Raw genomic sequence first — 21,956 nt, 5'->3', positions numbered from 1 at the left:
TTTTATTATTTAAATAAATTTTTAAGCTTGCGGTTAATTTCTTAGCTGTAAATCCCTTAAATTTTCATAAAGATTTTTGTTGGCTTCGTAAATCTGGAGGTACATTTGCATATACTCCTGATAGATCTGACTACTGTTATTATCCGGAAAAAAACACTTATGATAAGAAATCGTCTGATTTATTCCGTCTTGAATATCTTCATACATCCCAATGGAAACTCCCGCTAAAACGGCTGCCCCTAACGTCTCGCTTTCCGAATTTGCCGGAACTTGGATGGGAACTTCTAAAATATCGGATAAGATCTGCAGCCAAATGCCACTATTGGCTCCCCCGCCACTGGCATGCAGCATGGTGATGCCGCCATTCAATTCTTCCTGGATGATTTTATAATTATGAGCAAGCGAATATCCTACTCCCTCAAGCACTGCCCGGATAAAATCTCTTCTTTTATGTTCTGTTGTCATACCAAAAAATGAACCTGTAGCTTTCGGGTTCCAGATGGGGGAACGTTCTCCTGATATATAAGGATGATAGATCAAGCCCTTGGCACCGATAGAAGAACTGGCCGCCATGGCATCCATTTCACGGTAAATATCCGGCTGTTTTGCTGCGGCTTCTTCAAATAAAAGTTCTTTTATCCACTTATAAGAAATTCCGGTGCCGTTAGTCGGCGTCATAGAAAAAACTCCAGAGTGGATTGAATTCTTGGCATTCATGAACCTGGAATCGGTCTGTTCCGTGTTAAAACAAATTCTGCCGACGCTGCCCAGAATCAGGGATGCTGAGGATTCCGCCGCCCCTGTTCCAATATGGCCCGCCAAAGAATCCATACAGCCTGAAATGACTGTAATTCCTTTCGCTAAACCTGTTAAAAAAGCCGCTTCTCCTGATATTTCTCCAATGATTTCCGCTGATGGATGGATAGGCGGAAGAAGATTTTTTCCTATTCCAAAATATTGGCACAGCCTGTCGTCCCACTCGCCTTTTTCCAAATCGTAGAGCATGGTAGTTGCAGCCCGGCTTGGATCAATCGAATAGACGCCTGTTAATTTATAATTGATATAGCTATGCGGCGTCATGAAATATGCAGCTTTTTTCAATTCTTCACTCCGGTTCTGTTTCAGCCAGTAGAGTGTCGGACCCCAAAAAGCACCACAAGCAATTCTATTCTTCGTTTTCCTTTCAATGTATTCCGCTCCAACATCCCGTTTAATGTCTTCAAGCACATTTCCGGCCCGCTGATCCAATTGCATAATTGCCGGCCTCACTGGAGCGCCGGAGTCATCTAAAAGGATTAAGGCATTTGTACTGCTGACTCCAATTGCTTGAATATCAGAGGACACTGCCAAGCCGTTTTGGAAAATCTTTTGAAAAGATCCGCAGACTGCATCCCACCATATTTGCGGATCAAGTTCTGCCCAATATTGTTCAGGGTATGACAACGCGTACTCAAAATAGCTGCCGTCAATTCTGTTGCCTGACTGATCATATATTGTTACTTTGGTGCCCGTGGTCCCAACATCAATTCCTGCCAAATAACGCATTGTACATCATCCCTTTTAGGCCCAAGGATCAATAATGACCTTTATTTTTTCGAAATTGTTTTTCATTTCCAAAGCTCGTTTCCAGTCGTCCAGCGGCACTACTTCTGAAATCAGCAAAGAGACATCCAATAGTCCGCTTTCAACCAGATCCAGCACTTCCTTATGGATTTCAGGAGTAGCAGCTGAGGATCCGGTCAAGTTGATTTCTTTATAATGTATCAGATTGGGATCAAGTGTAATTTCAGAACCGTGGGGAGCACCGGCAAAAATGACATACGTCCCTCCTTTTTTCACATACTCAATCGACTCTTCAATAATTTTCGGGATGCCGACGTCTATGATGACAACATCAGCCCCGTCCCCGTCCGTCAGCTCTTTTATACGGTCTCCCGGATTTTCTTCAAAAGGATTTATTGCATGAGTAGCACCGAGCTGCAACGCCATATCCCTTTTCGCTTGGTCAGGCTCAATAACGATCAAAGTTTTTGGCTCCCTCAATTTGGCAAGCTGGACATGGAAAAGCCCAATCGGTCCTGCACCGATAATTACTGCGCTGTCACCTTTTTGTATTCCTGCACGTTTAATGCCATTGAGTGCAGCGGCAATCGGTTCTGTTATTGCTACTGATTTTTCATCCAATTCAGCTGATACTTTCAAGACATTGCCCATCCGAATGGCTTTTTCAGGTATTTTGATATATTGGGCAAAGCCGCCATCAATTTCATAGCCTAAAGTTGTTCGATTGACGCAAATATTTTTTCTTCCGGTCTTACAGGTATAGCATTCTCCGCAGGATATCATTGGATATACAGTGACATGGTCTCCTTTTGAGAACCCTTCTACATTGCTTCCAAGGCCTTCAATCGTTCCTGAAAATTCATGTCCGATAATCCGGGGACCCTCAATTTTCTTAGTTCCTTGATAAATCCGGTTATCTGTCCCACATACTCCGGCAAACGAAACCCGAACCAGCATTTCGTTGTCATTGATAACCGGAATCGGAACTTCTTCTACCTGCAGGTTTTTCGGTCCATAGAATGTAAGTGCCCTCATTGTCTTTTCCATTTACTCACCCTCCGTAAAGTTCAATGATTTTTTCAACAGACTCTTGCGGTATGCTTCTCGCAGTGTGGTTCGACAAGAACTCAATTTTTAGATTGTCCTCGATTTCATATGCCCCTATCCCAGCTTTTTCTAAAGTTTCTCCTGCTGAAAGCACTCCATGGTTTTCAAGCAGCAATCCGTTATAGTCTTTGATCTCATTTCCAACCAGTTCTCCAAGTTCTTTTGATCCTGGCAAAGAAAAGGGAATGAGTTTTACGTTGCCAACTTTTGCAGCAATGCTTGGAATATAAATTGGAATTAATGATCCCACGGGAGCCGTACAGGAAAAAGTGACTGCATAAATTGAGTGGGTATGGACAACGGAATTCAAATCCGGACGCGCTTTATATACAGCAAGATGCATAGGAAGTTCCTTTGTGGCTTTTGGTCCCTCGACTGCTTCTCCTTCCAGCGTGGTTATGGACAGATTTTCACTTTGCATTTGCCCTAAGGACACACCGCTTGGAGTCGATACCACTAGATTTCCAAAACGGACAGAAATATTCCCCCCTGTCCCGTTTACCAGTCCTTTATCAGTTAAATTTTTTCCCCATTCCACAATTTCTTTCTTTATTTCAAAAATATTCATCACTGATCCCCCTGCTTCTCATCAGAAATTAAAATGCGTATTCCAAGGGCTTCATATTCTTTCCTTTCTGGAAAATCCATATCCGTTACCATATTTGTCATCTTTTCCAGCGGACAGACTTTTGCGAAATACCGTTTCCCGATCTTTGAACTATCAACCAATAATGTCGTTGAATGGCCGGACTCTATCATTTGTTTACGGAGCGCCATTGTATTGATATTCGATACAGTCACCCCTCCTTCCAAAGAAACACCACTGCAGGACAGAAAAACCTTGTTAACAAATAGTGCTTGAAGTTCCAGCAATGTATTATTCCCAATGATAGCGCCTGTACGTTTCCGCAGTTCCCCACCGAGTACTATGACATCAACCTGTTCACTCTCCATCAAGCCATAGGCAATGTGAAGGGAATTTGTAATAATGGTGATATCTTTTTTGTCTTGTATATACAGGGGAATTAATGATGTAGTCGTGCCATTATCTAAAATGACCACGTCACCATCTTCGATTAAATCCGCTGCCATTTTCGCAATACGATTTTTCTTTTCATCATGAAGATTCGCCCGATCTGTAAACAAAGGTTCTGCTTTCAATGCATAACTTCCATGCAGCACTGCACCACCATAAGTTTTAGAGACGATTTGAAGACTTTCCAGATAATCCAAGTCACGGCGGATTGTAGTTTCTGACACTTGTAAATCCTTGCTCAATTCTGCAACTAAAACTTCTCCTTTTTCTTCAACTTGGCTCTTTATCAATTCCCTTCGTTGAATGGCCATCATGAAAACCGTCTCCTTTAAAACGCTCATTTCCGTTCTTTTTTGAACGTTTGCGCTTATTCTAATTTAATTATTCGTTATTTTCAATATATTTTGTATTCTTTTTGCTTATTTGCGCTCATTTCGTATAGAAACTTTTATTAAAGATTTTATTGGCCGACGGATGGGTTTATTGGAAAACAGAGAAAAGTATATTTCTTTGAAAGCGGCTAGACTTGTATATCGCGTTGACATTCAATACGATAAAAGAAAAATGAGGAGGTTGAAAAGATGAACGATGAAACCCGCTCGGTTTTTATTGATGCTGACCCCGAAACTGTCTGGATGGCGCTGACAAATGATGAGAATTTCTCGACTTGGTACGCACCCGGTTCGGTGTGGAAAATACCGGAACTTGAAGTCGGCTGCAAAGCACTGTTTACGCTGATGCCGAGTGAGCATAACCAGCTGGAAGAAGGCGAACATGTGGATATGAGCTTCACCATTACGGAAGTCGTGCCGTACAGCCGCTTTTCCTATACGGCGGATGAAGACCAGCTCCATTTCATCTTTGATCTGCGGCCGGAAAATGCCGGTACCCGTGTGACTGTCAATACAGATGGCTTTCAGCTGAGCCTGGAGAATTTGAAGGCTTTTGCGGAAGGACGGGAACTTCCGAATATTTGAGTGCAGACGAAAAGGCAGCTGTTCCATTTGGAATAGCTGCCTTTTCGCAAAGCTGATGAATTTACATGCCTCTGTCTTCCAGCCGTTTCAGGTCATCCCTATGTCCCATGACAATGAGTATGTCCCCAAGCTCAATTTGGTCATTCGGAAGCGGAGCAATATTCACTTCTTCCTGGCGTTTGATGGCCAGCACGATGCATTTGTATTTTTCACGGATATTTAACTGGTTTAAGGTTTTATCAGCAACTTTTGCGGACGCCACCAGTTCAATGATGCTGTATTCATTGGACAAATCGATATAATCAATGATTTTATCGGAGTGCATATGCTGCGCAACCCGTATGCCCATCTCGTTTTCAGGCTGGATCACTCTGTCCGCTCCCACTTTCTCCAATATCTTCTGATGCTGCAAGTCCCTTGCTTTGACCCATACCTTGGCAATCCCGATTTCTTTCAGCATCAGTGTGCACAACACACTCGCCTGCAAATTATCGCCAATCGCGACAATGGCATGGTCGAAATTCCGGACACCCAGTGATTTCAGCTCACTTTCGTCCGTAGCATTGGCGACAACGGCATGGGAAGAATAATCCCTCAGGTAATCCACCCGGTCCACTTTTGTATCAATCGCCAGCACTTCATGGCCCAGCCGGTAAAGCTCTTTGCAAACGCTGGTACCGAATCGGCCCAGCCCGATGACCACGACTTGTTTTTTCATAAATTCCCCTCTTTTCTTTCTGCAACAATGAAAACTCTTTGCATACAGTATAGCCTCCTGCTTTCTGGAGTTGAAGCATTTCCATTTAATTTATTGAAATCAAGGGCTGTTATTTCTGGGCAGCCCGAGTTACGACCTTTTCGCAGTGAATTACGACCAATTGGGCATGAGTTACGACGAATAGAGCTTGAATTACGACGAAACAGCTTTGAGTTGCAATCAAATCAATAACGCGGAGCAAATTTCACATGCGGCCTCTTTTTCTACTTTTCTACCTTCATCAAAAAGGAATGCCCGCGTCCCGCAGCGAATGATGTATAAAGCCATAAACTTCATTTTAACGACCTGGCTGCAGCAAAGGAGAATCATCATGCCTAAAAAAATATTCGGCGAAAAAATAGAAGGTATTGAATATCAATTAAGAAAAGGCGTGTATGCCGTCATTTTCAGTCCGCAAAAAGACATGGTGGCAACTGTCCAATTAACAAGAGGCTCATTTTTCCTTCCGGGCGGCGGCCTTGAAGACAACGAATTGCCCGAAGAATGCTTAAAGCGTGAAATGCTGGAAGAAACGGGATATGAATTATTTGTCGGTCCCTTTATCGGCAATGCCCAGCAATTTTATTATTCCAGCCGGACCGACATTGCCATGCTCAGTGACGGCTATTTTTACCTGGCGGATATTGGCGATAAAGTGCAGGAACCGATTGAGGACGACCATCTTCTTAAATGGATCCCGGTAAGTGAAGCGGATCAGCTGCTTTTCCATGAACACCATATCTGGGCAATCAAGGAAGGCTTTCAAAAACTGCTGTAACCGTAAAAAGCAGGAAGCGTAAAGCTTCCTGCTTTTCCTATAGAATTCACTTCATCACTTTCCCATTTCGATGTCCATCAGGCCTTTCAGCACTTCCGGCATTTCCCCCTCTTCAATCGTCCGGAAGTCGATACAGACCCGTTCGTCCTGGATTCTAGCGATAATAGCCGGACGGCAGCCCCGCATCTTTTCCGCGAGTTCCTGTGCCGACAAATTAATATGGGAAATGCCGGCCATATATGTCGGCAGTTCTACCCCCGGCATCGTGCCACCGCCAATCTGCGAAGTGCTTTCCTTTAAATAAAGCTTATACACCGAAGTCTTCGACTCCAGATCAGCGATGAATTTTTCCGCTTGCTGGCGGATTTCTTCAATCGGCCGGATCACATCACGGACAGTCGGTAATTCCATGGCGGCTCCTTCGCCGATGACATAAGCTTTCAATGTTTCCTCAAGAGCAGCAAATGTCAGCTTATCGACCCTTAATACCCGGGCCAGTTGATGATTTTTCAAACGGTCGATCACTTCTTTTTTCCCGGCAATGATGCCAGCCTGAGGCCCGCCAAGCAATTTATCGCCGCTGAAGGAAACTACATCCGCACCTGAAGCAATCACTTCCCGTACGAGCGGTTCATCGCCAATGCCATACTTTTTGAAGTCATATAGTGCACCACTTCCCAAATCCTCATAAAACACTACTCCATCGTGATGGTTCTTCAGCTTGACAAGTTTTTCAGTTTCCACTGTTTCAGTGAAGCCGACCATCAGGAAATTGCTGGTATGGACTTTCATGATCATGGCGGTTTCTTCGTTCAGTGCCTTTTCGTAATCAAATAAATGCGTTTTATTGGTCGTCCCTACTTCCACAAGTTTGGCGCCGCTTTCTTCCATAATGGAAGAAACCCGGAAAGAACCGCCAATTTCAACAAGCTGACCGCGCGAAACGATGACTTCCTTGTGTTTGGCCAATGCACTCAACACCAAAAACACGGCCGCCGCGTTATTGTTCACGACCATAGCCGCTTCAGCACCCGTAGCCTCTTTTAGAAGATCTTCAATGATTTCATGGCGGGACCCCCGCTTGCCTTCCGAAATCCGGTATTCCAGATTCGAATAATTCCGTGCAGCTCTTGTGATATGGGCAACAGCGCGTTCACTCAATCGCGAGCGCCCCAGATTGGTATGCAGAATGGTGCCGGTGCCGTTAATGACGCGCATCAAGCGATCTTCATTCCACTGGCGTGCCTTATGGGCAGCATTCCCAAAAATTGTATTGGCGAAATTTTGCTGAGACGGTGAAAAAGGCAACTGTCCGCTCAATACTTCTTCGCGCAAATCGCGGAGTTCCTGCTGGATGAATTTCGTTGCCTGTTCAGCTGTCAGGAGAAATTCTTCACGGAATTCTTCAAAGCGCTTATCATTCTGCAATTCATGTACCGGCGGAAGCTGGCGCAAATATTGTTTCATCTTAATTCCCCTATCTACTTGCGGAACTTCGCGATTTCCGCAGGCAAGCTTTCCGCAATATCTATTTTTCTATCATCCGGATGATTTCGTTAATGTCCGGATGTTGTCTGGTGCGGAGTTTGGAATGGATTTTTTCTCCGTCTACGGTGATTTCAAAAGCTCCTCCTGAACTTGGAATCAGTTCGAGTGAAGCAATGTCCGATCGGAAATGGGTAAACAACTGTTCCGCAAAACTTGCGGCTCTTGGGGCATAGTTTCACTGCATGCAAAATTCAATTGAAATTCTGTAGGCCATGATTCTTCCTCCTCTTAACTCTTTTATTATTTTAATTTTACTTCAGCCGTCCAATGCCGCTGCTCTTCCGAACGGCTGGTAAGGTTCAGTCCGTCCAGCAATTCCAGGAACGGAATCAAGTATTTTCTTGAGACGCCGAGCGCATCTTTTGCTTCTTTTAACCCGAATGCTTCGTCCGTCCCGTTTTGCAGTTTAGCTACTGCCTGTTCAAATGCTTTATGGTGGATCAGCGTATCTTCGAGCAGCCGGAATGCCTGTCCGGTGTTCAGCAGATAAAGCGTCAGTTCGGGAATGTCATTTTTCGGCAACGGAGTCCCTTCGAAATATTCGTCCCATTTTTTCACTTGCAGGCCATCCTTTTCCAAGGAGGCGATAATTCCTTCCATCCGGGTTTTCCACTTTTTCGGCAAATGCGATTCAAAAGAAGCCAATGCGATAAATTGGTCGATTTTCTTGATTTTTTCTTGTGCGGTTAACGCATTCAAGCTATATTCAATGAACAATTTCGGATAAGCGCCGCTGAGCGACTGTACAAGTTCGGCTTTGCTCATGCCCATTCTCATCGGAAATTCCTCATGGTAGCTGTCGAGCCGGCCAAGCATTTCATCGGTTATTCTCGCAAATGTTTTCGCCAGGCTGTATTTTTTAGGAGACACTTCCAGCAATCGCCCTTCTTCCAGCCCCTTTAGGAGGGTTTCCTGCAGCACATGGCCATCGAGCGAAGTCTGCTGAATCAATTGTTGAACATCCAGCACGATGTGCTTGTCCAACACATCTTCTATCAAATCCTGCGGCGTCCCTTCTTTTATAGCATACAGCATAGCCATCGTTTCTTTACCGAAGCGGTATTTGGCCCCTTTCGGCTGGATGACCCAGCCGCCGCCCAATGTTTTCACCGGAGTCGGACGCCGCAAAATAAAGCGGTCGCCGCGCCGCACCACAATTTCTTCTTCCAGCCGGACTTGGCAAAGCACTTCTTCTTTTGTCGCGGCAAGCTCGTTGCGGTCAAAAAAGACGATTTTGCCCATTACTTCAGAAGTTCCTACATGGACTTTCACAGGCGCCCGCTGTTTGAGCGGCGAAAAATCGCCGTCAATCAGCTGAAGCGCTATATCAATCGTATCTGTCACCATAAAATGGTCGGACGCCACGAGCACATCGCCCCTGGTTACGTCCGTCTTGTCAATGCCGCCTAAGTTGATGGCTGTCCGCTGCCCCGCCCTTGCCTGAAGCTGTTCCTCATGGTGAACTTGAATTTGCCGCGCTTTTACTTTATGGCCTTTCGGAAGAAGCGTCAGCTGGCTCCCCTGCTGGACGACTCCTTCGTATATCGTTCCCCGCACGACCGTGCCTTGTCCTTGCACTGTAAAAACCTGATCGATCGGCAATCGGAACGAACCATATGCATCACGGTACTTCACTTTTTTCAATTCGTTGAAAATCGTTTCTTTCAACTCGCTGATGCCTTTGCCGGATAGGCTATCAACCAGGACATACGGAGCGCCGTCAAAAATCGTCCCTTCGAGGCGTTCCTGGATGTCATCTGTCACCAGTTCGAGCATTTCTTCATCAACCCGGTCAATCTTAGAAATAGCGACAATACAATGTTCAATTCCCAGAAACTGAAGGATTTCAAGATGTTCTTCGGTCTGCGGCATAACGCCTTCATCTGCCGCCACCACCAGAACCACCAAATCGATTCCTGCCACTCCGGCAATCATTTGGCGGATAAAACGCTCGTGTCCCGGAACGTCGACAATCGATACATGGGTGCCGTCTTCTGTCTGAAGCGGAGCATACCCCAGTTCAATCGAGATGCCGCGCTCTTTTTCTTCCTTTAAACGGTCCGTATCGACATTCGTCAATTTTTTTGTCAGTGTGGTCTTGCCATGATCAATATGCCCGGCCATTCCAATCGTAAAATAAGTATTGTCCATTCCGCTCACACGCTTTCTAAGATTCTTAGTACCTCTACTTTAATCTTCACCAAGGAGGGTTTCAAGCGAAGGGTTTTAGTTTCCCTAAAAAATGCCATTCTCTTTGATCGATTCATTTCCAACTATTTATTAAGCACCTTTCTTGCACTTCCCCTTTTTTCAATATAGACTTATACAGAACCAGCTATAAGGGGGTTGGATGGGTGACTGGTGTCTTCCTGGGTCTTCAAAACCCTGAGGGGCCTGCGTGCCAGGCTCGGTGGGTTCGATTCCCACACAATCCCGCCATACATACGATCCACAAAGGTTGCCTGCCGGGCAGCCTTTTTTTCTTAAAAAATAATCCGGCGGTTTCAGGCACGATAAGTGACAAATTTCCCTGGTTTCATGATAATTAAAAAAGAGATCCGCTTTTCTCCAGCTTATTGCCAAAATCCTCTGCCCGCCAGAGCTACAAAGGATTGAATACCCATGAAGATTGTATTGGCAGCGCCTAATTATCCGCAGCCACGCGGCAATACTGTGACGGTCCGGAGGATTGCCGCTAATTTAGAAAAGCTGGGTATCCAGACTGAGATTGTCTCCACGACCGAAGCAGTCAAGCCTCTGCCGCCTGCTGATTTGGTCCACGGTTTCCATGCCCATTATTTTTACCAGTTTATGCAGCGGCTTGAGAAACGCCCTGACCCTTTTATCGTGACCATGACCGGCACCGACTTGAACATTGATTTATTCCATCCGCAAAAGCGCGAAAATGTTCTTTCAGTTCTGGAGGAGGCAAAAGCAATCCATGTTTTTGACGAGGCCGCAAAAAGCATCTTGCTTCAGGAAACTCCTGAGTTTGCAGATAAAGTTTTCCCGATTGCCCAAGGAGCGAGCGGCTTTCCTTCAGCCAGTCCGCCGCTGGAAAAAGAGACTGGCACTTTTTTATATGTACTGCCTGCCGGAATCAGAAAAGTGAAGAATATTCCTTCCGCTATTTCAGCGCTCGGCAAGCTGCATGAAAGGCATCCTCACCTCCGGCTCTGGCTGGTTGGCCCGGTCCTTGAAGAAGAGGAAGCGGAAATTGTACTCGGCTTGGCTAAACAGCATTCCGGCTGGATCCGCTATATCGGCGAACTGCCCCACCTGCAAATGGGCGCAGTGTACGAAAAAGCCGATGTGGTGCTCAACACTTCCCTTTCGGAAGGCCAGCCCGCTGCCATTTTGGAAGCGATGAGTTATGGTTTGCCCGTCCTGGTTTCAAATGTCCAAGGGAATAGCGGCATGGTTGAAAATGGCAGTACGGGGTATCTGTACAATGACGAACAGGAATTCCTCAATTATGCAGAACAGCTGCTAAATAATGATGAAGCCAGGCAACGTCTTGGCCAGCAGGCGAAACAGTATGCCGCCGAACAGCACTCCAGCATCCGTGAAGCGGAAGCTTTGCTGAACATCTACAAGAGCATATTGCAGTGAGCCAGTTTTTCTATACCACAGCAAAGATTTAATTTCATTAAAAGGAGTGAATCAAAATGACTGAAAAAGATATGGTTAAGTTAACGTCTTTATCATCTAAAGGTGGTTGAGGCTGCAAAATTGGTCCTGAGGACCTGGCGCAGGTTCTGCGTCATTTACCGAGAAATGTAGAAGACCCAAATCTCCTCGTCGGACTGGATACAGCCGATGATGCAGGTGTTTATAAAATCAGTGATGAAGTTGCACTTGTCCAGACTTTGGATTTCTTTACCCCTATTGTGGATGATCCCTATATGTTCGGGCAAATCGGTGCTGCCAATTCACTCAGCGATGTCTATGCGATGGGCGGCAAGCCATTGACCGTCATGAACATTGTCGCTTTCCCAATCAATACGCTCGATAAAAGCATCCTGGCGGAAATTTTGGCCGGTGCTTCTGATAAAGTGAAAGAATCCGGTGCCACACTGGTTGGCGGACATTCCATCGATGACAAGGAGCCAAAGTTCGGGCTTTCTGTTACAGGAACCATCCATCCGGACCGGATCCGCTCGAATGCCGGTGCAAAACCGGGCGACCGCCTTATTTTAACGAAACCGATCGGCGTTGGTATTTTAACGACCGCCATCAAACAAGGCATTTTGGAAACTGAAGATTTGAATGAAGTTATGGCAGTTATGGCAGCCTTGAACAAAGACGCAGCCGAGGCCATGGAAAATTATTCGGTCAATGCGTGTACCGACATTACAGGGTTCGGCCTGCTTGGCCACACCATGGAAATCGCCAAAGGCGGCAACGTCGGCGTGACGATCTCCAATAAAGACGTTCCTGTTCTGTCAAAAGCGAAAGAGTTCGCCGAAAAGCATGTCATTCCGGGCGGCACGTATAAAAACCACAGCTGGCTCGCTGCAGATATCGACTATGACAGCAGCATCAGCAAGCTGGATCAATTGATTCTTTGTGATGCTGTGACATCCGGCGGGTTATTGATCTCCGTTCCGGAAGATGAAGCGGAGGAATTGCTTCGCGATTTGCAAGCAAGAAATGTACAGTCTTCAATTATTGGCGAAGTGACCAGCGAAAACGCTGGAAGAATCCACGTCATCTAAAACAAGGACTCTGCTTGAGTCCTTGTTTTACATAATGGAAAAAATAAAAACTTAAAGCGAGGTGCCACCATTGAAAAACTTGAAAATAGCAGCGATCCTCTTGGGCCTGACACTATTATTGGCTGCATGCGGAAGCAATTCAGAAGAAGAAAATCCGGCTTCGGGCGGTGAAGCAGAACAAGATACCTTTACCATTGGGGTTATTCCTGCCCAAACAGAAGGCGCTATGCAAGGGGCAATGGATAAATTGCAAACCATTCTGAGTGAAGAACTTGGACGCGAAGTGGAAATTGAAGTTTATCCTGATTACAACGGCGTAGTCGAAGCAATGAACTACGATCAAATTGATATGTCTTATTTAGGGCCATTGACTTTCGTCATTGCACAGGAAAACAGCGGTACAAAAGCGATCATCACACAACTTGTGGATGGTGAACCGTTCTATCATTCGTACATCATTACCCATAAAGACAACCCATGGAATTCTATAGAAGACATGCTTAAAGATTCCAAAGAAGTCGATTTTGCATTTGGGGACCCCAATTCCACTTCCGGCTCTTTGATTCCTTCTATAGAATTGCAGGACCGCGGCGTCTATAAGTCGGAAGATGACCATCAATTCAGTACGGTGCGCTATACGGGCTCACATGATGCGACCGCTTTGGCTGTCCAGAACAAACAAGTCGATGCAGGTGCAATCGACAGTGCCATTTACAACCAATTGGTTGAAGCAGGAAAAATCGATGATTCCCAGTTGAAAATCATTTGGGAATCGGAAGAACTTTTTCAGTATCCTTGGGCTGTTCTAGAAAGCACCGACCAAGATACGATTGAAAAACTGCAGCAAGCTTTCCTGGCGATCGATGATCCGGAAATCCTTGACGCCTTTGGGGCAAGCGGCTTTACAGAAGCAAGCAACGAAGATTATGAAAGCATCAGACAAGCTGCAATCAAACAGGGCATCATTAAAGAATAGAGTTGATCTTGGGTGTGGTTTAAAAAAAGCAATTTACTGACATTGGCTATATTGATCGTATTCGTCTTTCTCAGCATGAGGCTGACTGAATTCGATCTGTCGAAATTCAAGGATTTCCGCAATATGATCGATTTCCTTTCGCAATGGTTCCCTATGGACTTTTCTTTGCTGCCGGATATGGTGCAGGATACACTTGAAACTTTAGCAATGGCTTTTTTGGGGAGTTTCCTGGGTCTTGTGATCGCTTTGCCGATCAGTTTTATCGCCGCCCGGAACACGTCACCTTCGCCGTTCCTGTTCCAATCTTCAAGGATTGTGCTAAGTTTTGTCCGTTCCATTCCCGAAATCGTTTTTGGTTTGATTTTGCTGACGACACTCGGGCTTGGACCATTTCCGGCAGTGATTGCCATCATGTTCCATAATGTCGGGGTGTTTGGCAAATTGATCTCCGAATTGATCGAAGCGGCCGACCCGGGACCACAGGAAGCGATGAAAGCAGTGGGATCTAAAATGTGGATTGCCAACCTGTTCAGCATTCTGCCGCAGATTTGGCCAAATGTCCTTTCCCAGTTTTTCTATCGTTTTGAAGTGGCTATCCGAACTTCCCTTGTTTTAGGATTTATTGGCGGAGGCGGAATCGGGCAGCGCTTGTTCAATGACTTTAAAACGTTCCAGTACTCATCCGTTTCTCTTGATGTATTGATCATCATGATCATGGTAATTATCATCGACTTTTTAGCCAGCTATGTCCGGAAGCGGATTATATGAAGGAGGCAGGCTTAATGATTGAGATAAAAAATCTATCTGTCCTTTATGATGGAAACACCGTAGAATCCCTTTCTGATGTGAATTTGTCACTTCAAAAAGGTGATTTCATCTGCGTGCTCGGAAAAAGCGGCGCCGGAAAATCCACGTTCATCCGCTGCATCAATGGCTTGCAAAAACCTACATCCGGTGAAATTCACCTGGATGGCAAGACCATCACAAACGCCAGTGAAGACGGATTGCGGAAAATCAGGCGGGAAATGGGAATGATCTTTCAGCATTTCAATTTAATTCCCCGGCTCAGTGTCCTGCAGAATGTGCTGACCGGCACATTCGGTTACCGGTCTTCCTTTAAGAATTTGATTGGCTGGTTCACAACGGAAGAAATCGACTTTGCGAAGAGCGTTATTGCAGATGTCGGATTGTCCGAAATGATGGACCGCCGTGTGGAACAGCTGAGCGGCGGACAAAAACAGCGTGTCGGCATAGCACGCGCACTGGTTCAGCAGCCATGTGTGCTGCTCGGTGATGAACCGGTGGCAAGCCTTGATCCAGGTACATCCAATCACATTTTCACTTTGCTGAAAGAAATGCATGAAAGGCTCGGCTTGTTGACCATCATCAATGTACATGATATCGAACTGGCCAAGCGCTATGCTACCCGCCTCATCGCTTTAAAAGACGGCAAAGTTATTTTTGACGGCCTTCCCGGGAATTTCACGGAAGCCGAATACCGGGAAACCTACGAGTCAAAGTCCCAGGATTATTTCTTTGGCGCTGAAATCTGAATTCACAAGGAGAAGATCAGCATGATGAAAAGTCCTTGAGCAGTTGATAGTTCCAGAGTCGTGTACGGCTCATCTAACCCTGATATCATAACCGTTAACCCGAAAGCTGAAAAAAAATCGGTTGTCCTTACATTTGATGATGGCCCTAGCCGGGCATTGCCACAGATTCTGGATGTACTGAAACAGGAAGATGTTCCTGCTGCTTTCTTTTGGCAGACTCGTCTGCTGCATCCGGCAAGGCCCTGGAAACGAGTTCTTGAAGAAGGCCATCAAATCGGGTCGCATACGACCAAACACTTGAATTTAGTAAACCTTTCTTTTGAGGAGCAGTACCAGGACATCAAAAACAGCATCACGAGAATTGAACAAGTGACCGGGTTTGAAGTAAAGCATTTCCGCCCGCCGTTTGGCCAGTTTAATGATGATACTCTTCAAGCGGCAAAAGTGCTGGATGTGAAGACAGTGATGTGGAGAGTGGCTTCCATGGACTGGGAGCTGAAAGAAAGCCCTCAGCAAATAGTGTGCACCGTCCGGGATAACCTCGAAGACGGCGCCATCATCCTGCTCCATGAACTCCAACATACTGCTGATATCCTGCCGGACTTGATCAAAGCGATCCGGGAAAAAGGCTATAGCTTTAGCGGATTGCCAGCTGAATAGAAAAGAGGTTTTGGAATAGACTTATTCCAAAACCTTCAGGGTGTCGAGAAATTCTCGGCCCCCTTATTCATCATTTCGCTCCAGGTGGGACGCTTTCCGCGGACATGGCTTCAGTCTCCTCGTCACTTCGCTCCTGCGGGGCCTTCAGCTCATGTTATTTCCGCAGGAGTCGCCCACCTTCCGCTGCATTCAGCTTCCGCTTATCACTTTTACAGTTCTCTGTAATCACGACTGTTTAGATAAGTTCTCTTCTGTTGCTTCCTGCTCTCTAGATATTGACCAAGCGGCGAAGAAAACCGTACTGTCTCTGTCTTTGCATTGCACCTGCATCGCTTCGCTAGCTTCGGTGCATGAAAAAAAACCGCCGCTGCGCTAGCTTCGAGACATGAAAGGGCGTTGCATCGCAGCTGATTGGCGGAATATCGGTTAAGTGATGAAAACTAAAAAACTTTAACTTTCTCAACAAGCTAGAGGTTTCGGAATGAATTCATTCCGAAACCTCTTTTTGTTTTACCGTATCGATTTGAGATCTTTATGTAACAAGCATAAAGTATAATTTATAGAAACCTTTAAGCTCACGCGTATTGGATTTTTGCTGATTGTTCCATCCATTGCAAGAAGTTAGAAACAACCGTGTCTAAAAATGCGATGGTCGCTTCATCCGTGATATCTCCAGCTTCGTCCATTTTCGTATGAACGGCGCCGACATATACTTCATTACCAAGAAGAACTGGAGATTGAAGCCCAGCTGCAAACAAAATGTCGCGTAAATGAGCCTGTGCTTTTACGGTGCCAAGGTTCCCCATTGAAGCTCCCATAATCCAAGACGGTTTGCCGATCATCACTTTCTCAACGCGTGACAACCAGTCAATGGCATTGCCAAGTACACCGGGAATGGTCGCGTTATATTCCGGGGTAACCCAAAGTACAGCATCCGCAGCCTTGACTTTCGATTTGAAATTCACTACTGCTTCCGTTGGATCGTTTTCGATATCTTGATTGTACATAGGAAGCCCGGATAAATCTAAAATCTCCAAATCAAATTTGTCCGCATACCTTTTTTGCACGTACTTTGCCAACTTCTTATTATAGGAATCTTCACGAACACTGCCTACAATCGCCACTACTTTCATTTCAGTTCACGTCCTTTAATTAGTATAATGAATAATAGTTACAATTACATTATCATGTATATATGACTTAAATGTAAGTAGGCACAAAAATGTTTCATAGTATCAAAAAAGGTACTTAGGAGGAAGTGACGAAGTTGAAGAAAAATATTAACCCAGAGCAATGTCAGGTGGTAAGTTCTCTCAACACCCTTCTCGGTAAGTGGAAGCCAATTATTCTGCAGCATTTATTAGCAGAAGAGACGCTTAGGTTTAATGAATTGAAAAAACGTATACCTGATATTACCCAAAGAATGCTGACGCTTCACCTGCGAGAGCTGGAAGGGCAGGATTTGATCAAACGCGTTGTGTATCCGCAAGTTCCGCCAAAAGTGGAATATTCGTTAACTGAATACGGCAAAACGATTGAACCTCTTATGGAGACTTTGCATGATTGGGGAAAAAATCACCTGCAGCATATTGAAAGCCTGAAAAAACTGGACAAGTTGAATTGAGATGGAGGAGATTGATCATATGAATGAAAAGAAGTTCCCAAAGGAAGCTATCCGTGTATTAAAAGAAACAAGCCGCACATTTTATATCCCGATCACTTTTTTGCAAAAGGACTTAAAGCATTCGGTTGCATCCGCTTATTTGATCTTTCGGGCAATCGATGAAATCGAGGATCATGAAGAAACAGCCAACGAGGTTAAATACACAATCCTAATGCAATTGAGCGAACTGTTCAAACATCCTTTCAATGAACAGAAATATTTAGAGATTATCGGGCCCGTAAAAGAGGCAATGCCTGAAGTCACGCTTCGTTTAGGTGAGTGGATAGAGGCGTGCCCAGAGAACACGCTGGAAATCGTGATGGATTCGGCTAGTGAAATGGCCTTTGGCATGGCGAAATGGGCAAAGGCAAACTGGCAAATCCATACACGTGATGATTTAGATGACTATACATATTACGTAGCAGGGCTTGTTGGAGTGATGCTGTCAGAACTATGGGAGCGATGTGCCGGTGTCAAAACAGACCGGGACCTTGCCATCGGTTATGGTCGCGGCCTGCAGGCTGTCAACATCTTGCGTAATGAGCAGGAGGATTTAGAGGAGCGCGGAGTGAGTTTCGTTCCGGATGGCTGGACCCGTAAAGAATTATTTGACTACGCGGATGAAAACTTGGCGAAAGCAGACGACTATATGAAGTCACTCAATAAGCGAAGTATTTTATTGTTCTGCCGTCTGCCATTGGCGTTGGCCCATAAATCTTTAAAAGCGATGAAAGATGGCCGTGAAAAGATTACCCGTGCGGAAGTGGAACAAACAGTGGAAGAAATTCAAGTGGATTAGCAGGCATAAACAAGAGAAGCTCTCAAAATCCTTGTGAAATTAAAAAAGCCATAGGCAGCTCGAAACTCCCGAGCCTGCCTACAGCCTAAGGCCCCTTTTAAAAGGGTCCTTTTTTTCGCATTAAGACTGCGCAAATTCTTTTATCGGCTCTTCCGGAATAAATCCGACCGAGCGATTCGCTTCTTTGCCGTCTTTAATCAAAATTAAAGTCGGGATGCTTTGGACACCGAATTGTTTAACCAGTTCCGGTGCTTCATCGACGTCCACCTTGTAAAAATCAACTGAATCAAGTTGTTCAGCTACGCTTGAGACCACCGGCCCCAAAAAACGGCAGCTTGGTCACCAGTCTGCTGTAAAATCAAGGACAAACGGTTTGTTGGCGTTTTTCACAAGTGTATTATATTCTTCTGTACTAATGGACTTAACCATATTCAATCCCCCTCTTAGCAGCTCTTTATCGCTACTTTTCCAGTGTAAAGGCTGGCGTTTTTTCCATCAAACTATCTGCTCTCAGGACAGCGGCAGAAAAGCTTGCCCGAATTTTATTGGCTTAAGGCTTGATCAACTTCTCAATCTCGTCCGGCAGAAACTGCTGATTCCATGGATGCCATAGCCATTGTCCGTTTTCTTTGTAGAGATAAAATGAATGGGCCAATTTTGCATCGGTGTATAAAACCATTTGATAGATATCCGGATCCTGATGTTCCGCCTTTTCTTCCGGCGGCGGAGGTATATAAGCTTCAGTCAAAAGTCTTTTGAATTCCTCAAGTTCTCCGGCATCGGTAATGCGGTTTAACAGTTCCGGGACATTTTCTCCTGTATAAATTTCGATACTCTTCACACGCTCCAGCTCCACGTCTTTGAAGTGGTGCGGAAAATCTTTCCCTGCCTGTTCTTCCACGTATAGGCGATAGCCATTCACTTCATGCTCATCCGCTACAGCCAGCAGCTCCGGCAAGCCATTGACTTCAAAAAGATCGGTGCCTTTTTCCCAAAAAGCCGCATCGCCGTTTTTAACCTGGTAACTGGGGTTGCCGATGTTATCGGCCACTTTAAAATTTACTTCCCCTGCCTTTTTTCCAATGCCACTCGCCTCTTTGATGACCGCAGAATCTACTGAAGTGTAATGCTTGCCTTCAAACTGAATAAAGTCAACCCAATCGATGACCGTGTGTGATTGGCAAGCCGCTAAACTGAGGCAAACCAATACCAGGATTACTAGTCTTTTCATAGACCTGCCTCCATTGATTTACGCTTTATGGAGTAGACGCTTCCAGGAAATAATTGGTTACAGCAAAAAGAACTTTTTCAAAGAGCAGACATCTTGGTCAGCTTCTGCAATGACATTATTCTCTCAGCATCGCTTCGACAATCGCTTCCACATGGATTTCCATTGTATTCATCTGCGGAATAGCCGAATCTTCCGGTTTAATCAGCATCGGCAGCTCCGTACAGCCGAGTATGACTCCTTGGATACCCTCCTGCTCTGCCATCCGTGACACAATTTTTAGAAACTCCTCTTTCGTTTCAGGTTCAACGATGCCTTTTTCCAATTCTTCTACAATTTTCTCATGGATGAAATCCTGCTCCTGCTGATTCGGCACGACAATTTCTTTTTGGGCAGCAGTAAAGATTTTTTGGAAAAAATCATTTTCCATCGTGAACTTAGTGCCCAGAAGGCCAATTTTCTCCAACTTCATTTTATCAGCGGCACGGGCAGTTTCTTCTACAATGCTGATCAGCGGAATCCCAACTTCTTTCTGCACTTCTTCAAATACGATATGTGCCGTATTGGCGGTCAATACGGCATACTCAGCTCCTGCTTTTTCGAGGGCTAGCACAGCCAATGCCAGATAATCGGTGAGATCCTCTGTCTCCCCTTTTTCCAGCAGCTCAAAGATTTTGTACATATTGATGCTATTGATCAGGAATTCGGGAAGTTCTTCATTATTCCCTGTCTTTTCCTGATACTTGGCGATAATCGCCTGATAATAATCGACAGTCGATTCGGGACCTGTCCCTCCAATAAGGCCTAATTTCCGCATAAGACTTCTCTCCTTTGATAAACGGAATCCATTTAACCCCTACTATACCCATTATCCCGACTGCTTTAATCACTTTTCTATTTTCATTCAATCAAAAAAGCCTTCCATAGAAATGGAAAGCTTCTGAAATCAGTTTTTCACAGCTGCTGGAAAATACCGGCCTTTCAGGCGGGTGGATACGATTTCCAGGACAATCGCGAAAATCAAAATCATATATGTGATCATCCCCACTTCGCGCAAGTCAAAGTAAAATCCGGATGCCATAAATAATTCAAAACCAATTCCCCCTGCTCCTGCGGCAGCACCCATTGCCACAGCCACAGAAAAGTTGATTTCAAAGCGCAGGAAAGTCCAGGACAGCAGGTAGGTGAAAGTCGAAGGCAGAACAGCGTGCACGACAATATGCCACCAGTTTGCACCAGTCGCTCGAAGTGCTTCGATGATGCCTTTATCCACTTCTTCAAAAGCTTCCGAAAAGGCTTTTACTAAATAAGCGATGGAATGGAACAGCATCCCGAGCACTGCCGCTTCACTGCCAAGCCCTGCCGCAATGGCAAAAATCAGCACCCATAGGACCGTTGGCACTGCGCGGATAAACGCCACTGCAACCCTTACCGATTTTGAAACCCAGGCTTTCGATAAGTTGGCAGCCGCCATCAAAGCCAGGAAAAAAGCGATTCCCGCTCCCAGGATGGTGGACAAAAAGGCAAGACCAAGCGTGATGCCGACTTGATAGAATGCCTCTCCCCATGTGAAATGGGTGAGTGCGGGTTCAAAGAACATCGTTTTTAGGTTATAGATCGTTTCGGGAACAGCTTTTGCCAAATCCAGTCCCGTATAATCAAAGAACAGAAACGCCAAAACCGTTAAAGCAGTAAGTGCTGCTAGTGTCCAGGCAATCACCTTCTCCGAAGGGCTGCCCGTTTTGATGGAAATTCGGCCATCCGCTTTGCGTTTTATGTATGTGCTTGCTTCCATTACAGAATCACCTTCCGGATATGGTTTGATATCAGCTCAATCAAGATGACTGCCAGCACAATGCTGAAAGTGACAAGGGCAACCGCATTGTAGTTGAGCGTTTTATAGTACAGGTCAAAGCTATAACCGATGCCGGTACCTGTTAAAATCCCGACCAGCGTCGCATTCCGGATATTGGTTTCAATCATGAATAAAATCCAGCTGATCATCTGGGGCAAACATTGAGGAAGCACGGCTTTAAAAACAATCTGGAAGTAAGTTGCTCCCGTTGCCCGCAGCGCTTCTACTGCACTTTGGCTGGTCTCATCAATCGATTCTATGAACGCCCGTGTCAGAAATCCAACTGATCCCACAAACAATGCCAAATACCCGGTAACCGAGTTTTGTCCGAATGAAAGCAGCAAAATCAAAGCCCAGGCGACTACTGGAATGTTCCGTGAAACAGAAGCAACGAAGCGTGCAAATGCTCCGATGGCTTTGTTCGTTCCCGTGCTTTTGGAGCCCATGAGCCCAAAGAAAAAAGCGACAACTGTTCCTGTAGTCGTTGCAGCAACAGACATCAGAATGGTTTCAATCAGTTTATCCAGAATCGTCGGCAAACGTTCCAGTGATTCCTGTGTGATAAATAAATTGGAGAAAATCCAGCCAAGTGCTTCAGGCAAGGTCGCAATGCCGTGAACGATATTAAAGCCGGTGATTGCGGAAGAAGCAATGGTCATTCCGATAATCAACAGGATAAAAAGAATCGTCTGCCCTTTCCGGCTGGTTTTCATATGTTTTTCATTCACTGTCATTGCT

The 21,956-nt window shown here is 45.4% G+C and carries 23 protein-coding genes, 1 tRNA gene and 1 pseudogene; 11 read left to right on the top strand and 14 right to left on the bottom strand.

Features of this window, described 5'->3' with window-relative positions:
• Positions 1 to 33: 33 nt before the first annotated feature.
• The 4 genes from AC3AQ9_RS12475 to AC3AQ9_RS12460 are packed head-to-tail and all read right to left on the bottom strand — an operon-like array spanning position 34 to position 4,020.
• Positions 34 to 1,545 carry a xylulokinase gene (locus AC3AQ9_RS12475; RefSeq protein WP_488307813.1) on the bottom strand — a complete coding sequence of 504 codons (1,512 nt, stop codon included), beginning with the start codon at positions 1,543 to 1,545 and terminating at the stop codon, positions 34 to 36.
• A 15-nt stretch (positions 1,546 to 1,560) separates the two neighbouring features.
• Positions 1,561 to 2,610 carry a zinc-dependent alcohol dehydrogenase gene (locus tag AC3AQ9_RS12470; RefSeq protein WP_488307812.1) on the bottom strand — a complete coding sequence of 350 codons (1,050 nt, stop codon included), beginning with the start codon at positions 2,608 to 2,610 and terminating at the stop codon, positions 1,561 to 1,563.
• A gap of 4 nt (positions 2,611 to 2,614) precedes the next feature.
• Complete coding sequence (locus AC3AQ9_RS12465; protein ID WP_488307811.1) at positions 2,615 to 3,238, bottom strand: class II aldolase/adducin family protein; 624 nt, start codon at positions 3,236 to 3,238, stop codon at positions 2,615 to 2,617.
• Positions 3,238 to 4,020, bottom strand: coding sequence for a DeoR/GlpR family DNA-binding transcription regulator (locus tag AC3AQ9_RS12460; protein ID WP_488307810.1), 783 nt, complete (start codon positions 4,018 to 4,020; stop codon positions 3,238 to 3,240). Before AC3AQ9_RS12460 ends, AC3AQ9_RS12465 begins: the two co-directional genes overlap by 1 nt.
• Before the next feature lie 267 nt (positions 4,021 to 4,287).
• Between AC3AQ9_RS12460 and AC3AQ9_RS12455 the strand changes: the two genes are divergently transcribed.
• On the top strand, positions 4,288 to 4,683 hold the full coding sequence (locus AC3AQ9_RS12455) for an SRPBCC family protein (protein WP_488307809.1): 396 nt from the start codon (positions 4,288 to 4,290) through the stop codon (positions 4,681 to 4,683).
• Between the two features lie 61 nt (positions 4,684 to 4,744).
• Here the strand turns inward: AC3AQ9_RS12455 and AC3AQ9_RS12450 are convergent, their stop codons facing one another.
• Positions 4,745 to 5,401: a potassium channel family protein gene (locus AC3AQ9_RS12450; RefSeq protein ID WP_488307808.1), complete on the bottom strand. Its 657-nt coding sequence runs from the start codon at positions 5,399 to 5,401 to the stop codon at positions 4,745 to 4,747.
• 370 nt (positions 5,402 to 5,771) lie between these two features.
• Between AC3AQ9_RS12450 and AC3AQ9_RS12445 the strand changes: the two genes are divergently transcribed.
• Complete coding sequence (locus tag AC3AQ9_RS12445) at positions 5,772 to 6,218, top strand: NUDIX hydrolase (RefSeq protein WP_488307807.1); 447 nt, start codon at positions 5,772 to 5,774, stop codon at positions 6,216 to 6,218.
• 54 nt (positions 6,219 to 6,272) lie between these two features.
• Here the strand turns inward: AC3AQ9_RS12445 and selA are convergent, their stop codons facing one another.
• From selA to selB, 3 genes and pseudogenes are all read right to left on the bottom strand, one after another.
• Entirely contained in the window at positions 6,273 to 7,685 is a 1,413-nt protein-coding gene (gene selA / locus AC3AQ9_RS12440; protein WP_488307806.1) for an L-seryl-tRNA(Sec) selenium transferase, read from the bottom strand.
• Positions 7,686 to 7,746: 61 nt separating this feature from the next.
• Positions 7,747 to 7,929 (bottom strand): annotated as a pseudogene (locus tag AC3AQ9_RS12435) (Rdx family protein); the annotation flags it as partial.
• A 77-nt stretch (positions 7,930 to 8,006) separates the two neighbouring features.
• Positions 8,007 to 9,917 carry a selenocysteine-specific translation elongation factor gene (selB, locus tag AC3AQ9_RS12430; protein ID WP_488307805.1) on the bottom strand — a complete coding sequence of 637 codons (1,911 nt, stop codon included), beginning with the start codon at positions 9,915 to 9,917 and terminating at the stop codon, positions 8,007 to 8,009.
• A gap of 191 nt (positions 9,918 to 10,108) precedes the next feature.
• On the opposite strand from selB, the gene AC3AQ9_RS12425 reads away from it, so the two are divergent.
• The 7 genes from AC3AQ9_RS12425 (at position 10,109) to AC3AQ9_RS12395 (ending at position 15,673) form a co-directional block, all read left to right on the top strand.
• Positions 10,109 to 10,205, top strand: a tRNA-Sec gene (locus AC3AQ9_RS12425).
• A gap of 183 nt (positions 10,206 to 10,388) precedes the next feature.
• On the top strand, positions 10,389 to 11,378 hold the full coding sequence (locus AC3AQ9_RS12420; RefSeq protein WP_488307804.1) for a glycosyltransferase family 4 protein: 990 nt from the start codon (positions 10,389 to 10,391) through the stop codon (positions 11,376 to 11,378).
• A 56-nt stretch (positions 11,379 to 11,434) separates the two neighbouring features.
• A complete protein-coding gene (gene selD / locus AC3AQ9_RS12415) occupies positions 11,435 to 12,484 on the top strand; it encodes a selenide, water dikinase SelD (RefSeq protein WP_488307803.1) in 1,050 nt (349 codons plus the stop codon).
• 70 nt (positions 12,485 to 12,554) lie between these two features.
• Positions 12,555 to 13,460 carry a phosphate/phosphite/phosphonate ABC transporter substrate-binding protein gene (phnD, locus tag AC3AQ9_RS12410; protein ID WP_488307802.1) on the top strand — a complete coding sequence of 302 codons (906 nt, stop codon included), beginning with the start codon at positions 12,555 to 12,557 and terminating at the stop codon, positions 13,458 to 13,460.
• 12 nt (positions 13,461 to 13,472) lie between these two features.
• On the top strand, positions 13,473 to 14,228 hold the full coding sequence (gene phnE / locus AC3AQ9_RS12405; protein WP_488307801.1) for a phosphonate ABC transporter, permease protein PhnE: 756 nt from the start codon (positions 13,473 to 13,475) through the stop codon (positions 14,226 to 14,228).
• A gap of 14 nt (positions 14,229 to 14,242) precedes the next feature.
• Positions 14,243 to 15,013: a phosphonate ABC transporter ATP-binding protein gene (gene phnC / locus AC3AQ9_RS12400; RefSeq protein ID WP_488307800.1), complete on the top strand. Its 771-nt coding sequence runs from the start codon at positions 14,243 to 14,245 to the stop codon at positions 15,011 to 15,013.
• Between the two features lie 60 nt (positions 15,014 to 15,073).
• A complete protein-coding gene (locus tag AC3AQ9_RS12395; protein ID WP_488307799.1) occupies positions 15,074 to 15,673 on the top strand; it encodes a polysaccharide deacetylase family protein in 600 nt (199 codons plus the stop codon).
• Between the two features lie 575 nt (positions 15,674 to 16,248).
• Here AC3AQ9_RS12395 and AC3AQ9_RS12390 read toward each other — a convergent pair.
• Entirely contained in the window at positions 16,249 to 16,806 is a 558-nt protein-coding gene (locus AC3AQ9_RS12390; protein WP_488307798.1) for an NADPH-dependent FMN reductase, read from the bottom strand.
• A gap of 134 nt (positions 16,807 to 16,940) precedes the next feature.
• On the opposite strand from AC3AQ9_RS12390, the gene AC3AQ9_RS12385 reads away from it, so the two are divergent.
• Together AC3AQ9_RS12385 and AC3AQ9_RS12380 are read left to right on the top strand one after the other, a co-directional pair.
• Positions 16,941 to 17,297 (top strand): winged helix-turn-helix transcriptional regulator, encoded by a 357-nt coding sequence (locus AC3AQ9_RS12385; RefSeq protein ID WP_488307797.1) that lies wholly within the window; start codon positions 16,941 to 16,943, stop codon positions 17,295 to 17,297.
• Positions 17,298 to 17,316: 19 nt separating this feature from the next.
• Entirely contained in the window at positions 17,317 to 18,135 is an 819-nt protein-coding gene (locus tag AC3AQ9_RS12380; RefSeq protein WP_488307796.1) for a squalene/phytoene synthase family protein, read from the top strand.
• 120 nt (positions 18,136 to 18,255) lie between these two features.
• Here AC3AQ9_RS12380 and AC3AQ9_RS12375 read toward each other — a convergent pair whose 3' ends face one another.
• The 5 genes from AC3AQ9_RS12375 to phnE (AC3AQ9_RS12355) all read right to left on the bottom strand — a co-directional run bounded on the left by AC3AQ9_RS12375 (position 18,256) and on the right by phnE (AC3AQ9_RS12355) (position 21,946).
• Positions 18,256 to 18,459: a thioredoxin family protein gene (locus AC3AQ9_RS12375; protein WP_488307795.1), complete on the bottom strand. Its 204-nt coding sequence runs from the start codon at positions 18,457 to 18,459 to the stop codon at positions 18,256 to 18,258.
• A gap of 226 nt (positions 18,460 to 18,685) precedes the next feature.
• A complete protein-coding gene (locus AC3AQ9_RS12370) occupies positions 18,686 to 19,366 on the bottom strand; it encodes a hypothetical protein (RefSeq protein ID WP_488307794.1) in 681 nt (226 codons plus the stop codon).
• 115 nt (positions 19,367 to 19,481) lie between these two features.
• Positions 19,482 to 20,180, bottom strand: a complete 699-nt coding sequence (locus tag AC3AQ9_RS12365; RefSeq protein WP_488307793.1) for an aspartate/glutamate racemase family protein — start codon at positions 20,178 to 20,180, stop codon at positions 19,482 to 19,484.
• 129 nt (positions 20,181 to 20,309) lie between these two features.
• Positions 20,310 to 21,158 carry an ABC transporter permease subunit gene (locus tag AC3AQ9_RS12360; RefSeq protein WP_488307792.1) on the bottom strand — a complete coding sequence of 283 codons (849 nt, stop codon included), beginning with the start codon at positions 21,156 to 21,158 and terminating at the stop codon, positions 20,310 to 20,312.
• Positions 21,158 to 21,946, bottom strand: coding sequence for a phosphonate ABC transporter, permease protein PhnE (gene phnE / locus AC3AQ9_RS12355; RefSeq protein WP_488307791.1), 789 nt, complete (start codon positions 21,944 to 21,946; stop codon positions 21,158 to 21,160). Before phnE (AC3AQ9_RS12355) ends, AC3AQ9_RS12360 begins: the two co-directional genes overlap by 1 nt.
• Positions 21,947 to 21,956: the final 10 nt, after the last annotated feature.

It is taken from the genome of Planococcus sp. VCh962, from assembly GCF_057748275.1.
Note: the sequence above shows the minus strand (reverse complement) of the source record. Positions and strands in the feature narration are given on the sequence as shown.